The 18,037-nt window shown below is 57.2% G+C and carries 18 protein-coding genes and 1 pseudogene; 11 read left to right on the forward strand and 8 right to left on the reverse strand.

Annotated features, from left to right (window positions below; genetic code table 11):
* Positions 1–19: 19 nt before the first annotated feature.
* Entirely contained in the window at positions 20–238 is a 219-nt protein-coding gene (locus ABLN94_RS08435; RefSeq protein ID WP_352991534.1) for a hypothetical protein, read from the reverse strand.
* Positions 239–857: 619 nt separating this feature from the next.
* Between ABLN94_RS08435 and ABLN94_RS08440 the strand changes: the two genes are divergently transcribed.
* Complete coding sequence (locus ABLN94_RS08440; protein ID WP_352991537.1) at positions 858–1,451, forward strand: YrbL family protein; 594 nt, start codon at positions 858–860, stop codon at positions 1,449–1,451.
* Between the two features lie 27 nt (positions 1,452–1,478).
* Here ABLN94_RS08440 and ABLN94_RS08445 read toward each other — a convergent pair whose 3' ends face one another.
* Positions 1,479–2,348 (reverse strand): LysR family transcriptional regulator, encoded by an 870-nt coding sequence (locus ABLN94_RS08445; RefSeq protein ID WP_352991540.1) that lies wholly within the window; start codon positions 2,346–2,348, stop codon positions 1,479–1,481.
* A gap of 106 nt (positions 2,349–2,454) precedes the next feature.
* Here ABLN94_RS08445 and ABLN94_RS08450 point away from each other — a divergent pair, with 106 nt between their 5' ends.
* The 4 genes from ABLN94_RS08450 to ABLN94_RS08465 are packed head-to-tail and all read left to right on the forward strand — an operon-like array spanning position 2,455 to position 4,596.
* The gene (locus tag ABLN94_RS08450; RefSeq protein WP_352991542.1) at positions 2,455–2,634 is read left to right on the forward strand and encodes a hypothetical protein; all 180 of its coding nucleotides are present in this window, start codon (positions 2,455–2,457) and stop codon (positions 2,632–2,634) included.
* Positions 2,619–3,296 carry an alpha/beta fold hydrolase gene (locus ABLN94_RS08455; protein ID WP_352991544.1) on the forward strand — a complete coding sequence of 226 codons (678 nt, stop codon included), beginning with the start codon at positions 2,619–2,621 and terminating at the stop codon, positions 3,294–3,296. The genes ABLN94_RS08450 and ABLN94_RS08455 overlap by 16 nt, the downstream gene beginning before the upstream one ends.
* Positions 3,297–3,299: 3 nt before the next feature.
* A complete protein-coding gene (locus ABLN94_RS08460) occupies positions 3,300–3,548 on the forward strand; it encodes a hypothetical protein (protein WP_170487290.1) in 249 nt (82 codons plus the stop codon).
* A gap of 43 nt (positions 3,549–3,591) precedes the next feature.
* The gene (locus tag ABLN94_RS08465; RefSeq protein ID WP_352991547.1) at positions 3,592–4,596 is read left to right on the forward strand and encodes a GlxA family transcriptional regulator; all 1,005 of its coding nucleotides are present in this window, start codon (positions 3,592–3,594) and stop codon (positions 4,594–4,596) included.
* An 8-nt stretch (positions 4,597–4,604) separates the two neighbouring features.
* Here ABLN94_RS08465 and ABLN94_RS08470 read toward each other — a convergent pair whose 3' ends face one another.
* The 4 genes from ABLN94_RS08470 to ABLN94_RS08485 are packed head-to-tail and all read right to left on the reverse strand — an operon-like array spanning position 4,605 to position 9,651.
* The gene (locus ABLN94_RS08470) at positions 4,605–5,165 is read right to left on the reverse strand and encodes a sarcosine oxidase subunit gamma (protein ID WP_352991550.1); all 561 of its coding nucleotides are present in this window, start codon (positions 5,163–5,165) and stop codon (positions 4,605–4,607) included.
* Complete coding sequence (locus ABLN94_RS08475) at positions 5,158–8,103, reverse strand: sarcosine oxidase subunit alpha family protein (protein ID WP_352991553.1); 2,946 nt, start codon at positions 8,101–8,103, stop codon at positions 5,158–5,160. The genes ABLN94_RS08470 and ABLN94_RS08475 overlap by 8 nt, the downstream gene beginning before the upstream one ends.
* Complete coding sequence (locus tag ABLN94_RS08480; RefSeq protein WP_352991556.1) at positions 8,100–8,387, reverse strand: sarcosine oxidase subunit delta; 288 nt, start codon at positions 8,385–8,387, stop codon at positions 8,100–8,102. Before ABLN94_RS08480 ends, ABLN94_RS08475 begins: the two co-directional genes overlap by 4 nt.
* A gap of 13 nt (positions 8,388–8,400) precedes the next feature.
* The gene (locus ABLN94_RS08485; RefSeq protein ID WP_352991559.1) at positions 8,401–9,651 is read right to left on the reverse strand and encodes a sarcosine oxidase subunit beta family protein; all 1,251 of its coding nucleotides are present in this window, start codon (positions 9,649–9,651) and stop codon (positions 8,401–8,403) included.
* 344 nt (positions 9,652–9,995) lie between these two features.
* Between ABLN94_RS08485 and ABLN94_RS08490 the strand changes: the two genes are divergently transcribed.
* Both ABLN94_RS08490 and ABLN94_RS08495 read left to right on the forward strand, forming a co-directional pair.
* The gene (locus ABLN94_RS08490) at positions 9,996–10,139 is read left to right on the forward strand and encodes a hypothetical protein (RefSeq protein WP_352991561.1); all 144 of its coding nucleotides are present in this window, start codon (positions 9,996–9,998) and stop codon (positions 10,137–10,139) included.
* Positions 10,140–10,324: 185 nt separating this feature from the next.
* Positions 10,325–11,191 carry an urea carboxylase-associated family protein gene (locus ABLN94_RS08495; protein WP_352991563.1) on the forward strand — a complete coding sequence of 289 codons (867 nt, stop codon included), beginning with the start codon at positions 10,325–10,327 and terminating at the stop codon, positions 11,189–11,191.
* On the opposite strand, the gene argE is transcribed toward ABLN94_RS08495, so the two are convergent.
* Together argE and ABLN94_RS08505 are read right to left on the reverse strand one after the other, a co-directional pair.
* Positions 11,188–12,384 (reverse strand): acetylornithine deacetylase, encoded by a 1,197-nt coding sequence (gene argE / locus ABLN94_RS08500; RefSeq protein ID WP_417750512.1) that lies wholly within the window; start codon positions 12,382–12,384, stop codon positions 11,188–11,190. The genes ABLN94_RS08495 and argE overlap by 4 nt on opposite strands.
* Positions 12,342–13,526 (reverse strand): M24 family metallopeptidase, encoded by a 1,185-nt coding sequence (locus tag ABLN94_RS08505; protein ID WP_352991566.1) that lies wholly within the window; start codon positions 13,524–13,526, stop codon positions 12,342–12,344. Before ABLN94_RS08505 ends, argE begins: the two co-directional genes overlap by 43 nt.
* 176 nt (positions 13,527–13,702) lie before the next feature.
* On the opposite strand from ABLN94_RS08505, the pseudogene ABLN94_RS08510 reads away from it, so the two are divergent.
* The 4 genes and pseudogenes from ABLN94_RS08510 (at position 13,703) to ABLN94_RS08525 (ending at position 17,998) form a co-directional block, all read left to right on the forward strand.
* Positions 13,703–14,656: pseudogene (locus tag ABLN94_RS08510) on the forward strand (pyridoxal-phosphate dependent enzyme).
* A 654-nt stretch (positions 14,657–15,310) separates the two neighbouring features.
* Positions 15,311–15,553: a hypothetical protein gene (locus ABLN94_RS08515; RefSeq protein ID WP_352991569.1), complete on the forward strand. Its 243-nt coding sequence runs from the start codon at positions 15,311–15,313 to the stop codon at positions 15,551–15,553.
* Between the two features lie 149 nt (positions 15,554–15,702).
* Positions 15,703–16,794 carry an ABC transporter ATP-binding protein gene (locus ABLN94_RS08520; protein WP_352991572.1) on the forward strand — a complete coding sequence of 364 codons (1,092 nt, stop codon included), beginning with the start codon at positions 15,703–15,705 and terminating at the stop codon, positions 16,792–16,794.
* A 112-nt stretch (positions 16,795–16,906) separates the two neighbouring features.
* The gene (locus ABLN94_RS08525) at positions 16,907–17,998 is read left to right on the forward strand and encodes an extracellular solute-binding protein (protein WP_170487312.1); all 1,092 of its coding nucleotides are present in this window, start codon (positions 16,907–16,909) and stop codon (positions 17,996–17,998) included.
* The last annotated feature ends 39 nt before the right edge of the window (positions 17,999–18,037 follow it).

The raw sequence follows: 18,037 nt of genomic DNA on the forward strand, positions 1-18,037 counted from the left end.
GTCCTTCGCGCGTTGTCTGCTACGGGCCTTGGGGGCCACGAACCGACAAGGTACATAGAAGTGAAACCATGGGGCAAGTGGCGCACCGAGATGTTTCCATCGTTTCACCGCTGGTTGAGCTTACCAACGCTGGTTGAACAAAGTCATTGGCGAGCGTTACCAGATCCTGCACGCCAGCGCCCTCGGACTGCACAGTGTCATCGTCCGAAATATAGGTCAGTTTGCGTTCACCGGTCATGAACTTTTCAAGATTGGCGCGCTTCAGGCTAATTGATAGGTCGGCCTTCCTGGCGACCTGATCGACGGTATGCGCCTAGGTGGCTTTGCTCAAATAGACAGGATCTCTTTTCGTTCTATGCGGACTAGGGCGTGATGATTTCATACGCCTGTCTATTCCAAATGGTGGTTACGCACCGCGTTTCGAGTGAGTTGATCCGTTGAAGCCCAAGCGCCAAGTAACCGTTAAGTGACCATCCCGACCGAAACTCGAATTTCGCGGCCGAAGCGTCATATGTTCTTGCGATTTGGCAGTTGGGTCGGTGTTTCAGCAAAACCTGTTTCATTGCCTGCATAGGAGTGGTTCGCTATCCCCGTGATAGAAGTCGAGTTGAACGCGGTACATTCGTATGTTTTGGCCAAGGGTATGGCACCAATGCCAGTGTCGAGATCAGTTACGGTAGCTGAATATTCGGTTTAGGTTCTTAGGTTTTTGCCAGTGACGGCGGTGCTTTGCTGTAGTTGATGCATGACCTTAAGGCCAATTGTAACGGTTTTAGGAACCCTTTAAGACAAGGCACAGAATTCAGCTTCTGACGTTGTTATGGAAGCGGATTTTTCATGAATTGGACCTGAAAGACATGATTGACCTTAGTGGCCACACTCCTCTGCGCGACAGTAACAACTATAAGATCTTTCAGCACCCTGAACTTGAGGGTGCATTGCTGAAAGTCCGGGTGGATGAACCCGCGCCAAACCATGTTTGGCTACGCTATGCGGCGCGGCGGTACGGTAACCTTCGGCAGTGGAATCGTGAGGCGAATGAATACCTTGCTGCCCTGAACCGCGGCTGTCCTGAAATCGAACGTTTAGCCCGATTCATGGGGTATGCGCCGACTTCTGAGGGGCCAGCTCTGGTAGTTGAAAAACTGACCGGACCGAATGGCGATCTTGCGCCGACCCTAAAGTCCGAGAGGGATGCATTGGCAAGGGGCTCCGAGGCTCGCAAAAAACTGCGTGAGGAATTCTTGGAGTTGCTGGACGACCTTGAGCGTGGGCGGATCATTGTTGGTGATATGGGCTTGGAAAACATCGTTCGCGCGCAGGAGCGTGGTGGTAAGTTGGTCATAATTGACGGCTTGGGTGAACGGGTTTTGCTCCCGCTGACCTTGTTCAGTGACTTGGCTTTCCGAAAGTCTATCGAACGCCGCCGGCAACGTTTGTTCAAGTCGTAAAAGCAGTTGGAGTTCTGACGCCGTTGTTTAGCCCGCAACCCGCAGGGGGATGGCTGCTTCGACTTCTTTGCGGATTTCCTCAATCAATGCCATCGCTGCCGGGTTTCGTCGTTTCAGAGACGTGCGGGCGACGAACGCAATGCCGGGTGGATCTGGGAAAAGGCCGTCTATAACCTCCATATCCGGGGTGATGTGCAAGCCATTCAGCAGCGCAACGCCAAGTCCAGAGCGCACGGCGGATTGGATGCCCGCAGCGCTGGGGCATTCCAATACGCTGTCGAAGCGATGCGGCCCGTTACCGATGCCCCATTGCCTGTAAAAGCACTGGCTGTCGAAAGACAGAAAAGGTACGGGGGCCGATACATCCACGCGAAAACCGGGCGACTTGACCCAGTGCAGACTGTCTTCAAACAGGACTAGATCATCGGGCAATACGTCCCGTCGAAAGATCTGCATCACCGCCACGTCCAGTTCTCCAGCTTTTAGCCAAGCTTGTACGTTCAGACTTTGACTGGTCCGCGTGCGGACCTGAACGTCTGGGTATAAACGTGTGAAACGACCCAGTATTCTTGCAATACCGCTGGTGGTGGTGTCTTCGGTCATGCCCAATCGGATTGCACCGGTCAGAGGTTTCTTACCCAAAGAAGCCAGCGCTTCGTCATGCAGTTCCGTGATCCGGCGGGCATAATCGCATAGCCGCTGGCCGGCATCGGTAAACAACGGGCCTCCGGCGCGACGAGCCAGCAGGTCGCAATTCAACGCCTGCTCCAACCGCCGAATCTTATGGCTAACGGCCGATTGCGACAGGGCCAGATGCTCTGCCGCACGGGTCACTCCACCATGTACGGAGATAGCCAGTAAAGCGCGCAGAGCGTCTATTTCCAACCGTTCGTTCATTTACATCGCCATGACAAAACAAGATTGATAGATGACAATCATTCATTTGAGTCACATCCTAGCGTTGGTCTAGTCACAAGGAAAGACAAAACCTCGGAGACCAACCATGTCACACCTCGTCACCGATCACGCTCTGATCAACAACAACCGCATTGCGCACGGCACATATGGTGCGGGGGAACCTGTTGTGCTGATCCACGGTACGCCATCCTCCTCTTTCATTTGGCGCGATGTGCTGCCGGAATTGGTGAACGCGGGCTACAAGTTCATGTGTATGACCTGTTAGGGTTTGGTATGTCCGAACGGCCATGGGATTCGTCGGTTGATACCTCAGTCACCGGGCAGGTGCCGATCCTTGAGGGTCTGCTGGACCTATGGGGGCTGGATGACCTGCATGTCATTGCCCACGACATAGGTGGCGCCGTGGCCCCGCGGTTTGCAGTTCAGTCGGCGGAGCGGGTCCGTTCTTTGACCCTGATCGACGTCGTCAGCTTTGATAGCTGGCCGTCCAAGCGTACCAAAGAGCAGATGCAAGCAGGCTTGCAGCCGTTGGTTGATGCGCCGGACGCAGATCACAGGACGCACTTCCAGCAATGGCTGCTTTCGGCCGTGCAGAACAAAGAGCGCTTGGTTCAGACGTCATTGGACACGTATCTCGACTTCATAAGTGGCCCCATTGGGCAAGGTAGCCTGTTCCAACATCAGGTTGGTCACTACGATCCCAGGCACACGAATACGATCGCCTATGAAAAGCTGGGCGCATTGCCGGTGCAATTGATCTGGGGCGCAGATGATGCGTGGCAGGTTGTGGATTGGGCACACAAGCTGCACGGCACTATTCCAGGGTCCGAGCTGCACATTTTGGACAATTGCGGTCACTTCGCGATGGAGGATCAGCCCGAACGCATCTCAGCTCTGCTGATCGATTTTCTCAAGCGGAAGGGGTGAGGCATGGCTATAGCTGAAAACTCGCGCCGTGGTTTGACGACGGTTTTTGAAATCACTGGGTCAGTGCTGGCGATGGCTTATGCGTTGCTGATCGCCTCGAACATCGGGGCGGAGCTACTGGGTTTTACACTCCTGCTTTTGTCGTCCGGCCTGTTTGCCGCTTGGGCTGTCATTGACCGCCGCTGGACCTTTTTGTTGCTGCAAGGGTTTTATGCAACTTCTGCCGTCATTGGGCTGATCCGTTGGGCGTAAACTTCGCATAGGGTTGATGCAGTTTTCCTGTTAGGACGGCCCCATGCGCACTGAAAACAGAATCGAGATTGGCTTTCTGCTGTTTGACGGTTTTCCGATGGCTTGCCTGACTTCGGTGATCGAGCCGTTACGGGCGGCCAACGAAATCGCCGGGCAAGAGGCGTTCTGCTGGAGCTTGGTCTCAGAGAAGGGGCAAAAAGTTCAATCCAGTGCGGGTGTTGGGTTCGAGGCCGAGCGGTCACTGGCCGAGTGCAAGGACATTGGCATATTGTTTTTGCTCAGCAGCCCAACCTCGGTCTTTGATGACCCAAGTTTCGGAAACGGTGTGTTGCGGAGCTTGGGTCGACACGGCGCGGTTCTGGGCGGGATCAGCGCAGGTGTATTCCCCTTGGTTCGGTCGGGCGTCATGCAAGGTCATCCGGTCTCGGTTCACTGGTGCTATGAGGCCGCGTTCAAAGCTGAATTTCCCGATATGGATGCTCGCAGCGAAGTGATCGTCCGGACCGCCAGCCGAACAACTGTTTCCGGTGCGGCGGCGGGGTTCGATCTGGCTTTGCACTTGATTCAGGACAGGCTGGGGGGTGATGTCGCGCACGAGGTCGCCTGTTGGTTCCAACATCCGATGATGCGCGGGGCAGGGGTGCGTCAGCAGGTGCCCAGTTCCAACGCGCCGGGTACGGGCGACAGTCTGCCGCCGCTGGTGTCGCGATGCGTGGAGTTGTTTGCAGGGCGTCTAAGTCAGCCGATTTCGATCGCAGAGGTGGCGCAGAACATGAAGGTAACACCTCGCCAGATCGAGCGTGCGTTCAAGCAGGCCACGGGCCAGAGCCCCAGTCACTATTACCGTTCAATGCGCATGAAGGCGGCGCGGCAGATGGTGGTTTACACCAAGGATCCGATACCCGAGATCGCTCTGGCCGTAGGCTATGGTTCAGTGGCGCCTCTGGTCACGCATTACCGCGCCGCTTTTGGTCTGAGTCCCAGCGAAGATCGGCGCAGAATCAACCGTTTCCGAGTCGAAGATAATGCGCCGTTACCATCGGTCTGACCGGCGTTCTACAGAGCTGAACGCATTGCAGTTACAATGGCATGATGTAGCGACCCGGCTGAGGATCGTGGGCCGTATATACTGTAATTCTCGGCCGTCCGGCACAGTACGAAACACCCAATGTGATGGATCGAGCAGCGCGCGGCGCTGCCCTCGCTCACCTTGCGCAGATCGAGTTGGCATAGCAGTTCCAGAACAGCCGGAATATTGTCTCCGTTCAGATCGAACCGAACCCAGCCGTCAGTCTGTTCCGTGACCGACGCAGCATCACCCATCGCGGCCTCGACCTGTGCAGCCAAGTCCTCGTGGGTGTCAAATGGTGCCTCAACCATCCACTGATCTGACCCAGCCCAGAACGCGCTGACCGTAGCGCCAGTCCAGCGGCCAATTTCGGGTGTGGGCGCATCAATCAACTTCGCCAGGGTTTTGGTGGATTTGCTTTCTTTCCCCATCCGCGCCGCGACTGAGGCCAGAGCAATGTCCGGTACTTCGGTGCAAGTGACGCCGCCGATTGTATCCACGCGCGGTTCAGGTCCGCCCAGGGCGGTTATTGCAACAAGATCATGCACGCAGACGTTCTCCTTCAGGGTCGACGAAATGGGCCGAAACAAGTTCGACATCGACGGTCAGGTCGGTGAGTGGCGAGACCAGGCGCATCTTCTCGCCCAACCTTTCGGCACCGTTTTTCACGAGGCCCAGACCGATATTGCTGTTGAGGATTGGCGAATAGACGGCCGAAGTGACGTAGCCCTGATCGTGCGCGGCATCCACAGGGCCGTCAGTGTTCATCAGATGACCGCCTGCGGTAATCTTGTCCTCGGGCTGTAGCGGTTTGATACCTACCAACCGCAGAACATCCGGTTCGACCAGCGCCTCGCGTTCGGACAGGACCGAGCCGATGCTGTCCTTCTTCTTAGACACCATCTTGCCCAATCCAAGGTTCAGCGCCGTAGTGGTACCGTTCAGCTCGTTGCCTGCCGCATGACCCTTTTCGACCCGCATCACGCCCAGTGCTTCGGTGCCGTATGGGATAACGTCAAATTCTTCGCCTTCGGTCATCAGACGTCGCATCAGCGCGTCACCATAGCGGGACGGAACAGCGATTTCATAGGCCAGTTCGCCGGAGAACGAGATCCGGAACAGTCGAGCGCGCAGACCGCCGCAAACGGTGACGTTGCCGCAGGCCATGAAAGGAAACGCCTCGTTCGACAGGTCGAATTCCGGGTCTACGATCTTTTGCAGCAGTTTGCGCGAGTTCGGTCCTGCTACCGCATATTGCGCCCAAGCCTCAGTGGTTGAGATCAGTTGAACGTCCATGTCCGGGAAAAGGCACTGACGCACGAATTCCATGTGGCGATAGACACTTACCGCGTTGGCCGTAGTCGTGGTGACGACGAAGTGATCCTCGGCCAGCCGTGCGGCGGTACCGTCATCCATGACCATCCCGTCTTCGCGCAGCATCAGGCCGTAGCGGGTTTTACCCACGGCAAGTTTGGCAAAGCCGTTGGCGTAGATGCGGTTCAGGAACTCGGCTGCATCCGTACCCTGAACATCGATCTTGCCCAGCGTCGTACAATCGCACACCCCGACCGAGGCGCGGGTCTGGCGCACCTCGCGGTCGACCGATTGCCGCCAGTGCGTCTCACCGGGCAGGGGGAACCACTGAGCACGCAGCCAGTTGCCGACTTCGACAAACACTGCGCCGCGCTCTTTGGCCCAGTAATGCGAGGGAGTTAGACGAGTGGGGTGGAATTCTTGTCCCTTCATACGGCCTGCGAAGGTTGCAATCGGGACAGGGGTATAGGGCGGGCGGAAGATGGTGGTGCCAACCTCGGGGATCGACTTGCCAGCCACCTCGGCCATGATCGCCAGCCCTGCAATATTCGAGGTCTTGCCTTGATCGGTCGCCATGCCCAGCGTGGTATAGCGTTTCAGGTGCTCGACCGAGCGGAAACCCTCCTGATAGCTGAGCTTCACATCCTTGACGGTCACGTCGTTCTGCTGGTCCACCCAGGCGCGTTTGCAGCCTTGAACGTACCAGAACGGTTTCTGCGTGACCGGTGCGTCTTCGGACACGGGCAGGTCGGGTAGAGCACTGGTCAGATCCAGCGCCTTGGCCGCGCCCTCTGCGCCGGATTGCAGGGCGCCATAGGTCGACATGATTCCGTTTGCCGCGCCTGCCACGGACATGCCCACCGGCAGTTCGCCACCGGGAACAAAAGCCGCCAGCGCTTCGTTCCAGACCGGGCGACCACGCTGGTGGCAGGTCAGATGGACATTCGGGTTCCAGCCCCCGGACACACCCAGTGCACCGCAATCCAAGGTCCGGGTTGAACCATCGGGCAAGGAGACTTCGACAAAGCTCAACCCATGGCGGCCTTTGGTATTCGTGACCTGAGTGCCTTTCAGCACTTCGTAGTCATAGCTGGTGGGGGCGTCCTCGCGCACATCCACCACGGCGGCGATCTTGACGCCCTTTGCGTGCAGATCGGCGGCAGTGCGGTGGCCGTCATCGTTGTTGGTGAAGATCGCCACACGCTGAGACGCCGTGACCGCAAACCTGTTGGCATAGGTCCGAAGGGCGCTGGCCATCATGATGCCGGGGCGGTCATTGTTTTCGAACGCAATTGGGCGTTCGGTAGCCCCAGCGCAAAGCAGTGCTTTTTGCGTATAGATACGCCACAGAATCTGACGAGGCTTGCCCGCGGGCAGGGTGGCCAGATGATCTCCGGTCCGTTCCACCGCGCCGTAGATGCCGTGATCAAACGCACCGATCACAGTGGTGCGCGGCATAAGCCGGACGTTGGGCAGAGACGATAGTTCTGCCACGGCTCGTGCCGCCCAGTCCGAGGCATTCTGGTCGCCCAGCGCCATAGTCTCGCTGTTTAGGCGACCGCCGAGGGTGAAATCCTCATCGGCCAGAATGACGTCGGCACCGGCGCGCCCTGCGGTAAGGGCCGCCATCAGACCAGCAGGCCCGGCACCGATGATCAGAAGATCGCAATGACGGAAACCCTTGTCATATTCGTCGGGGTCAGCCTCCATCGACAGGGACCCCAGACCGGCGGCGCGGCGGATCATCGGCTCGTAGAGCTTTTCCCAGAACGCAGCGGGCCACATGAAGGTCTTGTAGTAGAACCCCGCCGACAGGAAGTTCGAGAACAGGTCGTTCACTGCCAAGGCATCGAATTTCAGGTTGGGCCAGCGGTTCTGAGAATGCGCTTCCAGCCCGTCGAACATCTCGATTGTCGTGGCGCGGGTGTTGGGTTCTTTCCGCGCGCCGGTGCGCAATTCGACTATGCCGTTGGGCTCTTCGGATCCGGCGGTCAGCAACCCGCGTGGTCGGTGGTATTTAAACGACCGCCCGATCAGTCGCACGTCATTGGCCAGCAGGGCCGAGGCCAAAGTATCGCCGGGATGCGCGGTATAGCTGCGCCCGTCAAATCTGAAGGACAAAGAGGTGTTGCGGTCGATCTGGCCGCCATTAAGCCTGTTGCTCTGCGTCATTTGGATCGCCCCCGTGCGCGGGCCACATCGCGGGCCAGTTCTACTTTTGAAATCTCATGCGTCAGCGTGTTGCGCGTAACGACCAGCCAGGAACGGTCCCCGGCTTCGTGATACCAGAGCTCCTGATGCTCACCGGCGGGATTGTCGCGCACGTAGCCGTATTCATGGAATGCCTCTGACGCGTTCTCAGCCTGCCAATCGGGACGGTCGATCAGGGTCGCGTCACCGAGATAGGTGAACTCCGAGGCATCGCGCGGGCCCAGAAGGGGATGGTTGATAATCATGAAGCGGTTCCCCTCAGTGCAGATTGGGCTGGTTGCCCACGCCTTTTTCGTCGATCATCCGGCCCGTCTGGAACCGGTCGAGGCGATAGGCTGTGGCGACCGGGTGCGGTTCGCCCTTCGCCAGCAGATGCGCAAAGCAATGGCCCGAGGCCGGGGTGGCCTTGAACCCACCGTAACACCAGCCGCCGTTGAAATAGAGTCCCTCGACCGGTGTGCGGTCGATGATGGGTGAGCCGTCCATCGACATGTCCATCACACCTCCCCACATCCGCAGCAGACGGGCGCGTCCGATCATTGGCATCAGGGCAACGCCGCCTTCGCAAACATCCTCGACCACAGGCAGGTTGCCGCGTTGAGCGTAAGTATTATAGCCGTCGATATCACCGCCGAAAACCAGACCGCCCTTGTCGGATTGGCTGACATAAAAGTGCCCTGCGCCAAAGGTGATGACGCCAGGCAGTACAGGCTTAAGTCCCTCCGACACAAACGCCTGCAACACGTGGCTTTCGATGGGTAGTCGCATCCCGGCCATTCCCATCACGCGTCCAGAACTGCCCGCAACTGCGCAACCTACCTTGTTTGCGCCGATAAAGCCCTTGGTCGTCTCGACGCCCAGACATTTGCCATTCTCGATCCGCAGACCGGTGACTTCGCAGTTCTGAATGATATCGACACCGTGCGTGTCCGCTGAACGGGCAAAGCCCCAGGCCACCGCGTCATGCCGTGCGGTTCCGGCGCGCCGTTGGGCAAGGCCGCCCTTGATCGGGAACCGGGCATCGTCGAAATTCAGATAGGGATGTTCTTTGCGCACTTGCTCAGCATCGAGTAGCTCGGCATCCGCACCGTTCAGGATCATTGCGTTGCCCCGTCGTATGGCGGCATCGCGCTGGCTATCCGTATGGAACAGATTGAGAATCCCGCGCTGGCTCATCATGGCGTTGTAGTTCAGGTCCTGTTCCAGCCCTTCCCACAGCTTCATGGAGAACTCATAGAACGGTTCATTCCCATCCAGCAGATAATTCGAGCGGACAATCGTCGTGTTCCGCCCCACATTTCCGCCGCCGATCCAACCCTTTTCGACGACGGCCACGTTTCGCTGACCGTAGACTTTAGACAAGTAATGCGCCGTAGCCAGCCCGTGGCCGCCGCCGCCGATCACGACAATGTCGTAATGCGCCTTGGGTTCAGGCTCTCGCCATACCGGTTTCCACCCTTTGTGGCCGGTTAGCGCCTCTTTGATGACTCGGAAGCCGGAGTATCTCATGAATCGGACCTTTTTCGCCAGAATTCACTAATTTGAGGTGCTTGGATATCCTCAGATGCGACATCGACTTGTCTGAATCAGACTTTAGGCAGGCCTATTGGCACCCGGTTTTTCGGTAAACCAATTCAAAAGGGCATTTACTTCGGGCGAACAGCGTTGACCTGTAAGAAAAGCATCCCTCAGATTCTGCGGAGGTGGCTACGATGGCACCTGTGACCCGACCGGTAGTCAGAGCATGCTTTGCGATCAGTACAGTCACGAGGACGGTCCCCATTTCCGGTTCTGGCAACTTTACAGAACCTATTGTCCCTATGGGCATTCGATGGGTGCACGGATTGCGTTGCATGTTCCCATTTCAGGTGAACCAAGACTTCAAAAGCGTTGCTGCCCTGGATGCGTATTCGAACGGTCAGAGGGCGCGCGCCACGCGGTTATGGTACGGGCGCATCGGGTATCGAAACGGATCAGATCGGGGAATTGCCGAGTGATTATCGCTCGATCACTTCAAGCGCGCCGTTCCACAGGTTTAATCAATAACGCTATAGACTCGGGGTGGGGAAGCGCCAATCCCGGATTGCTCCCGAACCACACCAACTGGATCTGCTCTTAGAAAGAGCCGATGGCGAACCCGTTCGTAATGCGCTAAGCCTGCTTAAAAAAGGGGAGTGCATTGATGAAACTGGAGAACCCGAATTTCGCGGCACCGGCGGATGCGGATAAGCGAAAAGCCATTTCACCAGTGATTTGCTACCCGCCCGAGACGCTGCAGCAACCTGAGCTGACTGCGCTGGCCAAGCTACGACGGCAGTCTAAAAAGACCGCGGAGGTCACAGCAGCCCCAAGGGATGCTGCATGTATCGACGTGCCCGCCGGAGCTTTTGTTCGGGTGCTTTCGGTCGAGGGTCCACAGGTCGGAGACCTGAATATGTGGAACAAGCATGACCTGACTGAAAGGTTCTATTCGGGCAAGACCCGCGCGCTGCATGGCACCCATCTGTCGACCGGAGACCGTATGTGGTCGAGTTTTCCGAACATGCGCCCGATGGCGACCGTCGTTGATGACACGTTGGATTGGTACGGGTTCGATGCGTTTGGCGGTTCGGTCCATGACGTGATCGGTACGCGCTGCGATCCCTATACCGGACGGCTGTTGTCCGGTGACGATTACCACTATTGCTGCCACTCCAACCTGACCCGCGCACTGGCCAGCCATTGCGACTTGCCGCTGCATGACGCCGAGATGTTGGTGCATGACGTGCTGAACGTCTTTATGTGTACTGGCTTCACCCGTGATACGGGGCAGTATTTCATGAAAGCCAGTCCGGTACGCCCCGGGGACTATCTCGAATTCTATGCCGAGATCGATCTGATCGTTGGCCTTTCTGCCTGTCCCGGAGGCGATTGTTCGTCCGAGCATTCATCGGACGTTGCCGCCTGTTACCCTCTGGTGATGGAGGTCTATGATCCGGGTGAGGAAGCGCGTGCCGCGCATGTACAACCCGCACGCTCGGCCTATGACCGAACGCACGGCCTTGGTTAAGCGATCAGGCGGCGCCCAAGACGGTTTAGCATCCGGCAACACAGGTCGAGCTGTTCAATCTCGACGTATTCGTCCGCCTTGTGCGCCTGCGTGATAGAGCCCGGTCCGCAGACAATTGCGTGTACGCCCAACTGCTGGAATAGCCCGGCCTCTGTGGCGAAGGCGACGACGCCGGTGCCATTGGCCCCAGTCAATTCGGCCACAAGCTCGCGGGCGGCATTTTCATCCATGGGTTCAAGCCCTTCGACTTCGGCCACGGCTTCTTGTGTGATGCTGGCCTCGGGGTGAACGGCCTGCATTTCGGGCAACAGGGTGTGCTGCACGTAGTCCGACAATGTCTTGCGCACCAGATCGGCATCGCTGGACTGCACCGGGCGCATTTCCCACGCGACCTCGGCCTTGCTGGCGATCACGTTATGGGCGACTCCACCTGAAATGCGTCCGACATTGACCGTGGTCCAGGGTGGCTCAAACGGGCTGCCATTTGGTGCGCGGGATTTCAGAATGTGGCGCAATTCCAGCAACTTGCCGATATAACGCGCCGCGTATTCCGCCGCGTTTACACCATCGTCCGGGGCCGAGCTGTGTCCTTCGAGCCCTACAAAACTGGTGGTGTATTCAAAGCATCCCTTGTGCCCCTCGATCACCCGCATCTCAGTCGGTTCGCCGATGATGGCGATATCCGGGACTATACCGCGCTCGGACAGATCGTTGACGAGGTTTTGCGCGCCCAAACAGCCGGTTTCCTCGTCATATGTAAAGGCGAAGTGCAGCGGTTGGGTCAGTTTGCTGGTGTCCAGCGTTTCGGCAAAGGCCAGTGCCGCAGCGATGAACCCCTTCATGTCGCAGGTGCCGCGCCCAAAGAGCTTGCCATCCTTCTCGGTCATCTGAAATGGGTCTGTGGTCCAGTCCTGATCGGCCACTGGCACCACGTCTGTGTGGCCGGACAGAAGGATGCCGCCTTGCATGTCCGGTCCCAATGTTGCGAAGACATTGGCCTTGGCTCCGGTTTCATCCCGTGTCTCGATACACCGCGCGCCCAACGCCTCAAGCCGTTTGGTCAGATAGCGGATGATCTCAAGGTTGCTGTCGGCGGACACCGTTTCAAAGGCAATCAGGTCCCCTAGGATTTCTTTGGTGCTTTGCAGAGTCATGGTTTTACGAACAGTTTGCGCGGCCGGTTGCAAAAACATTCTGCAGGGCCGGTTTCGGTGATCAGGATCGACTCGGTGATTTCAAGACCCCAGTCGTCCATCCAGAGGCCGGGCATGAAATGGAAGGTCATGCCGGGTTTAAGAACGGTCTCATCTTCAGGTCTCAGGGAAATCGTGCGCTCCCCCCAATCCGGTGGATAGCTGAGACCCACCGGATAGCCGCAGCGCGCGCCGCGTTCGATTCCGGCACGTTCAAGCGGTGCCGCCAGAGCAAGCGCAATGTCGCGCGCTTGATTGCCGGCACGGGCGGCGTCGAGACCGGCTTCGAGACCCTCGACCAGAGCCGCCTCAGCCCGCAGCATATGATCCGGGGGTTGGCCCAGAAAAACGGACCGACAGAAAGGCGTATGGTAGCGGCGGTAGCAGCCGGACAGCTCAAAGAATGTGCACTCACCCGATTTGAAGGGCGCGCCATCCCATGTCAGATGCGGCGCGGCCGCATCGGGGCCTGAGGGTAAGAGTGGAACGATGGCAGCGTAATCGCCCCAGTCGTCGCCTAAGCCGGCTATCGCGTCGTGATAGATTTGGGCGACCAGTTCGTTTTTGCGTAGGCCGGGTTCAACTCGCTCCAACACGCCGTCGGTCACATGCTCCGAGATTCGGGCAGCTTTGCGCATCAGGGCGATTTCCTCGTCGGATTTCACCGCACGCTGCCAGTTCACCAGTGCGTTCGCGTCAACCAGTTCAGCCTCGGGTAACTCTGCCAGCAATGTCAGATGCGCTTTGGCCGAGTAATAGTAATTGTCCAGTTCAACGCCGATCCGTCCAGAAGCCAGCCCGCAATCCCGGATCAGGGTCGCGAGGTCCTGCATCGGGTGGCGGATGGTGGATTGTACGTAGTGGTCCGCATAGCCGTGGATTCGTTCATCTGGCATCCACACAGTTCGCCGCGCGCCGTTCGCGTCCTGATTGCGCCCCCACCAGATGGGGTCCTGATCATGCAACACCAGCACGCCCTGATGGACATAGAAGGACCAGCCTTCGTACCCCGTCAGCCATGCCATGTTCGACGGATCTTCAACGAACAGAGCATCCAGCCCGGAAGAGGCCATGGCGGTGCGCGTCTTTGACAGCCGACGGTCATATTCAGCCTGGCTGAAGGCCGGGTTGGCGTGGGCCATGTGGGGCTCCCTTCGGTGATCGCGTTTTGTTGACAGAACTGGACGAATGCGGTCACGTCAATGGGCAACTCAGGAAAGACGCTCACTTAAAAATCACATCCAACCCCCATCGTGGCGGCCAGAGACTGATCGAGGCCGCACCGTTCCCGTCGATCAATGTCGCGCGTGCATCAGAATTGATCGCCCGCTACCTGTCGGACAAAGAAACACCTCGGACCGAAGCGAAAGGGTTGGCAGACGTTGCAAACCTGTGGGTGAAGGATGAGCGCGACCGGATAGGCTTGGGGTCGTTCAAAGCCCTGGGTGCGGCCACTGTCATAGCGCGCCATGCGGCGGATATCGCGGAAGACCCGGATGCCTCGATACTGGCAGGTCGCACCTACGTTACAGCCAGTGCGGGTAACCACGGGATGAGCGTTGCGTCGGGCGCGCGACGGTTCGGTGCCGAGGCCGTCATCTATATCGCAGATACCGTACCTGAGAGCTTTGTCGAGCGTCTGCGCGAGCAGGGTGCGGCTGTTGTTCGCGAGGGCGTGGACTATGCCGCCAGCATGGAAGCCGCCAACAAAGTAGCGCAGGACAACGGATGGATATTGCTATCGGACAGTTCTTAGGATGGGTACTACGATCTGCCGCATACTTTGATGGAAGGGTATCTACAGATGGCCGCCGAAGCAGTGCGTCAATGTTCGCAGGTGCCGACCCATATCATACTGCAGGCTGGTGTCGGTGGATTGGCCGGAGCGGCCGCGGCCTATATAAGGACGGTTTGGGGGCAAGAGCCACGGATCATCGTAGTTGAATCTGACGCAGCACCGGCCTTACAGGCCAGTGTCGAGGTGGGCGCCTGCGGGTTTTCCGATGGCCCAGACAGCGTTATGGGACGTCTGGATTGCAAGGAGCCGTCGTTAATTGCCCTAAATGGAGTGGCTCGGGATGCCGATAGCTTCCTGGCGCTGAGCGATGAACAAGTGACCGAGAATCTTCCAGCCATGGCCGACGTTGGAATCGCCACTACTGCGTCGGGTGGGGCGGGTGTTGCCGCTGCCATGAACGCCGATGTTCGCAAGGGGTTGGGCATAGGTCCCAACGCCCGGGTGCTGTGCATTGTCTCAGAAATCGCGGAATGAATGACTTTGAACCTTTTGAGTTCCAGTCGCAGATAGACCGCGCGGCGCCTGATGGAACAGTCAGTCCCATCGACGCTGTTGCTGACCAATGAGCCGGAGGTTCGTTCCTTCACCAAGGAAACATCGCTATCAGCGAAGAGGAGCCGCGTCTCATCAGCCGTCGAACCAGAACGGAGTTACCTCGGATATGACCTATCTTTCGTATACGCTAGATGGGGTTGACCCTATGACTTCGCCAATGGACTGATAGTGCTTCAGACCGACGAAACAATTGAACCTGAGTTCAACGCGTATTTCGCCGACCGGCCCTGTCAGATTTATGTTTTGCCTATTGCTAGCGGGGCCAAAGTGACCGTTGATACACTGGCGGAAATGGAAAAGGCGCTGCCCGCGGCCGCAGATATTATACCCAAAATCCGCTCGTAGAAGGTTGTTGGTTGTGGACGCACTTCGGCCAGTTCGGTTAGCGGTTCAGCGCACATCGAGCGTATGACCCCAAAAAAACACCTGGAACGCCGCTGTGGTCACAAACCCTCTGCGTACTGCCTCGGCTTGCGCGGTGCATCTGGGAACTTAGAAATCTGCACTGTTGTCACCGTATATCGAAGAAGTGAACGAGCCGTTACGCAGGCTTTTGCTGAAAACGGGGTTTCAATGGACGTTTTTGACCCGTTCTTAGAGGCGAAAGAATCGAAAGTGGCGCGCATTTCACGGAGCTCGATCATTGATGCAGCGCTTAAGCTAGGGGCTAATCCATTAGTTGAAGCTGTTTTTGTAAACTGCACAAATATAATAACTTTTGACGTAGTCCCCGGTCTCGAAGATCGCCTAAACCAGCCTGTTTTATCAAGTAATCAAAGCCTTGCTTGGCACATGAGGAGGTTGAATTCTGCTTAGAGGTGGGATGCTTGATTCAAAAATTGTCATCCTACCGACACATTTTGGTTGCGCGCTGCGCCTCGCGTGTCCTTAAATGGCGTCAATAGGTCGTTGAGATCCGGATAAACCGGGCAAACAACAGGCCGCACAGGGAGCCAAGTCGGTATATGTCCAATGACGCAGCGTTCGTCGAGTTTCAGCGTGTCCAGAAGTCCTATGATGGCGAAGTACTCGTTGTAAAAGATCTAAACCTCTCATTGCCAAAAGGTGAGTTTCTGACAATGCTGGGCCCATCAGGGTCCGGTAAGACAACTTGCTTGATGATGTTGGCCGGGTTTGAAACCGCCACGCACGGTGAGATCATGTTGGACGGGCGTCCGATCAACAATATCCCGCCGCATAAGCGCGGAATCGGGATGGTGTTTCAAAACTACGCCCTGTTTCCCCATATGACCGTTGCCGAGAACTTGTCCTTTCCTCTGGAAGTACGGAAGATGGGCAAGGACCAACGCGAAGAGAAGGTCAAACGAGCGTTGGACATGGTTCAGATGGGGGCCTTTGGCAGCCGCCGTCCGGCTCAGCTTTCGGGCGGCCAACAACAGCGGATTGCTTTGGCGCGGGCGTTGGTGTTCGAACCCGAGTTGGTTTTGATGGACGAACCATTGGGCGCACTGGACAAGCAGTTGCGCGAACATATGCAATTCGAAATCACCCGCTTGGCCCATGAGTTGGGGATTACCACCGTTTACGTGACGCACGACCAGACCGAAGCGCTGACTATGTCGGACCGAGTTGCCGTGTTCGATGACGGGCGTATTCAGCAATTGGCACCGCCAGATCTTCTGTACGAGGAACCAGAAAACAGCTTTGTCGCGCAGTTTATCGGTGAAAACAATACGTTGGAAGGTGTTGTTAAATCTATTGACGGCGATTCATGTGTCGTGGCGCTGGACGATGGGTCTGAGATCGACGCCAAGCCGGTCAACGTTCAAAATGCAGGTGAACGCACCAAGGTATCGATCCGCCCTGAACGGGTTGAGTTCAACAAAGACCGCCTGCATGCCGATGCGCACACTCTGAAGGCAACGGTGAAAGAGTTTATCTATATGGGTGATGTGTTCCGGTTCCGTCTGTCTGTGGCGGGGAATGATGACTTCATCATCAAAACCCGGAACGCGCCGGATGCGGTGAAACTGCATCCAGGCCAGGAAGTCGAGATCGGCTGGCTGGCTCAGGATTGCCGGGCGCTGGACGCCTGAGACGAAAATTTCCCGTGCGGTCCGCCCGGGCACGCGGGACACTCAGATGATCGGGTTGCCCCGTGATCCGGTCTTCAAATTTAAAAATAACGGGTAAAACAGGGAGTTAACTATGAAAGTTACCAAATCCACTCTGCTGGCCACTGCAGTTACCGCAATTGCTGGCGGTGCTATGGCCGAAGAAATGACGATCGTCTCTTGGGGCGGCGCATACTCCAAATCGCAGCTGAAAGCGTATCACGAGCCCTATTCGGAAAAGACAGGGATCACCATCCTGAACGATGACAGCTCTAACGAAGCTGTTGCTAAGCTGCGTGCGATGAATGAAGCCGGCAACATCACTTGGGATGTTGTAGACGTTGTGGCTTCGGATGCGATTCGTCTGTGCGACGAAGGTCTGGCATTGGAAATCGACTTTGACAGCCAGCTGGCTCCTGCACCTGATGGCACACCTGCATCCGAGGATTTCGGCGATCTGCTGGTCAGCGACTGCTTTATCCCGCAAATCGTGTATTCGACCACTTTCGGCTATCGCACCGACCTGGTCGGAGACAACCCTCCGACCGAGATCTGCGCGGTGTTCGACTTAGAAACCTATCCGGGTAAGCGTTCGCTTGAGAAACGTCCGATCAACAACATGGAATGGGCTCTGTTGTGCGACGGCGTTGCCAAAGACGACGTCTATGACGTGCTGGCAACCCCGGAAGGGCAGGATCAGGCTCTGGCCAAGCTGGACACCATCAAGGACAGCGTTGTCTGGTGGTCCGCCGGTGCCGACACGCCGCAACTGTTGGCTGATGGCGAAGTTGTTATGGGCTCGACCTATAACGGCCGTTTGTTCAGTGTGATCGAAGAGCAGAACCAGCCGGTTGCCATGCTTTGGGACGCACAGGTTTTTGATCTGGATGGCTGGATCATTCCCGCAGGCCTGAGCGAAGAACGTCAGCAGCGTGCGCTGGACTACATCATGTTCGCGACCGACACGCAGCGCCTGGCGGATCAAGCCAAGTATATCTCGTACGGCCCTGCTCGTGCTTCTTCAGCACCGCTTGTGGGACAGCATGCCGAATTGGGTATCGACATGGCACCGCACATGCCCACCGATCCGGAAAACGCCAAGAACACGTTCCTGTACAACTACGAGTTCTGGGCTGACTACCGCGACGATATCGATGCCAAGTTCCAGGCATGGCTGGCGCAATAAGCGTTTGCTTTCATAGGACTGTCGGGGGCGGCTCATCGC

The organism is Ruegeria sp. SCP11 (assembly GCF_040329455.1).
Classification (GTDB): domain Bacteria; phylum Pseudomonadota; class Alphaproteobacteria; order Rhodobacterales; family Rhodobacteraceae; genus Ruegeria; species Ruegeria atlantica_E.

Bases quoted from the DNA above. Each gene is read 5' to 3' on its own strand.
- ABLN94_RS08520 (WP_352991572.1), top strand. From the start codon at position 15,703: ATGTCCAATGACGCAGCGTTCGTCGAGTTTCAGCGTGTCCAGAAGTCC.
- ABLN94_RS08490 (WP_352991561.1), top strand. From the start codon at position 9,996: ATGTTCCCATTTCAGGTGAACCAAGACTTCAAAAGCGTTGCTGCCCTG.
- ABLN94_RS08460 (WP_170487290.1), top strand. From the start codon at position 3,300: ATGGCTATAGCTGAAAACTCGCGCCGTGGTTTGACGACGGTTTTTGAA.
- ABLN94_RS08485 (WP_352991559.1), bottom strand. From the start codon at position 9,651: ATGAGATACTCCGGCTTCCGAGTCATCAAAGAGGCGCTAACCGGCCAC.
- ABLN94_RS08525 (WP_170487312.1), top strand. From the start codon at position 16,907: ATGAAAGTTACCAAATCCACTCTGCTGGCCACTGCAGTTACCGCAATT.
- ABLN94_RS08515 (WP_352991569.1), top strand. From the start codon at position 15,311: ATGGACGTTTTTGACCCGTTCTTAGAGGCGAAAGAATCGAAAGTGGCG.
- ABLN94_RS08450 (WP_352991542.1), top strand. From the start codon at position 2,455: ATGTCACACCTCGTCACCGATCACGCTCTGATCAACAACAACCGCATT.
- ABLN94_RS08440 (WP_352991537.1), top strand. From the start codon at position 858: ATGATTGACCTTAGTGGCCACACTCCTCTGCGCGACAGTAACAACTAT.
- argE (WP_417750512.1), bottom strand. From the start codon at position 12,384: ATGTTTTTGCAACCGGCCGCGCAAACTGTTCGTAAAACCATGACTCTG.
- ABLN94_RS08435 (WP_352991534.1), bottom strand. From the start codon at position 238: ATGACCGGTGAACGCAAACTGACCTATATTTCGGACGATGACACTGTG.
- ABLN94_RS08495 (WP_352991563.1), top strand. From the start codon at position 10,325: ATGAAACTGGAGAACCCGAATTTCGCGGCACCGGCGGATGCGGATAAG.
- ABLN94_RS08475 (WP_352991553.1), bottom strand. From the start codon at position 8,103: ATGACGCAGAGCAACAGGCTTAATGGCGGCCAGATCGACCGCAACACC.
- ABLN94_RS08505 (WP_352991566.1), bottom strand. From the start codon at position 13,526: ATGGCCCACGCCAACCCGGCCTTCAGCCAGGCTGAATATGACCGTCGG.
- ABLN94_RS08480 (WP_352991556.1), bottom strand. From the start codon at position 8,387: ATGATTATCAACCATCCCCTTCTGGGCCCGCGCGATGCCTCGGAGTTC.
- ABLN94_RS08445 (WP_352991540.1), bottom strand. From the start codon at position 2,348: ATGAACGAACGGTTGGAAATAGACGCTCTGCGCGCTTTACTGGCTATC.
- ABLN94_RS08465 (WP_352991547.1), top strand. From the start codon at position 3,592: ATGCGCACTGAAAACAGAATCGAGATTGGCTTTCTGCTGTTTGACGGT.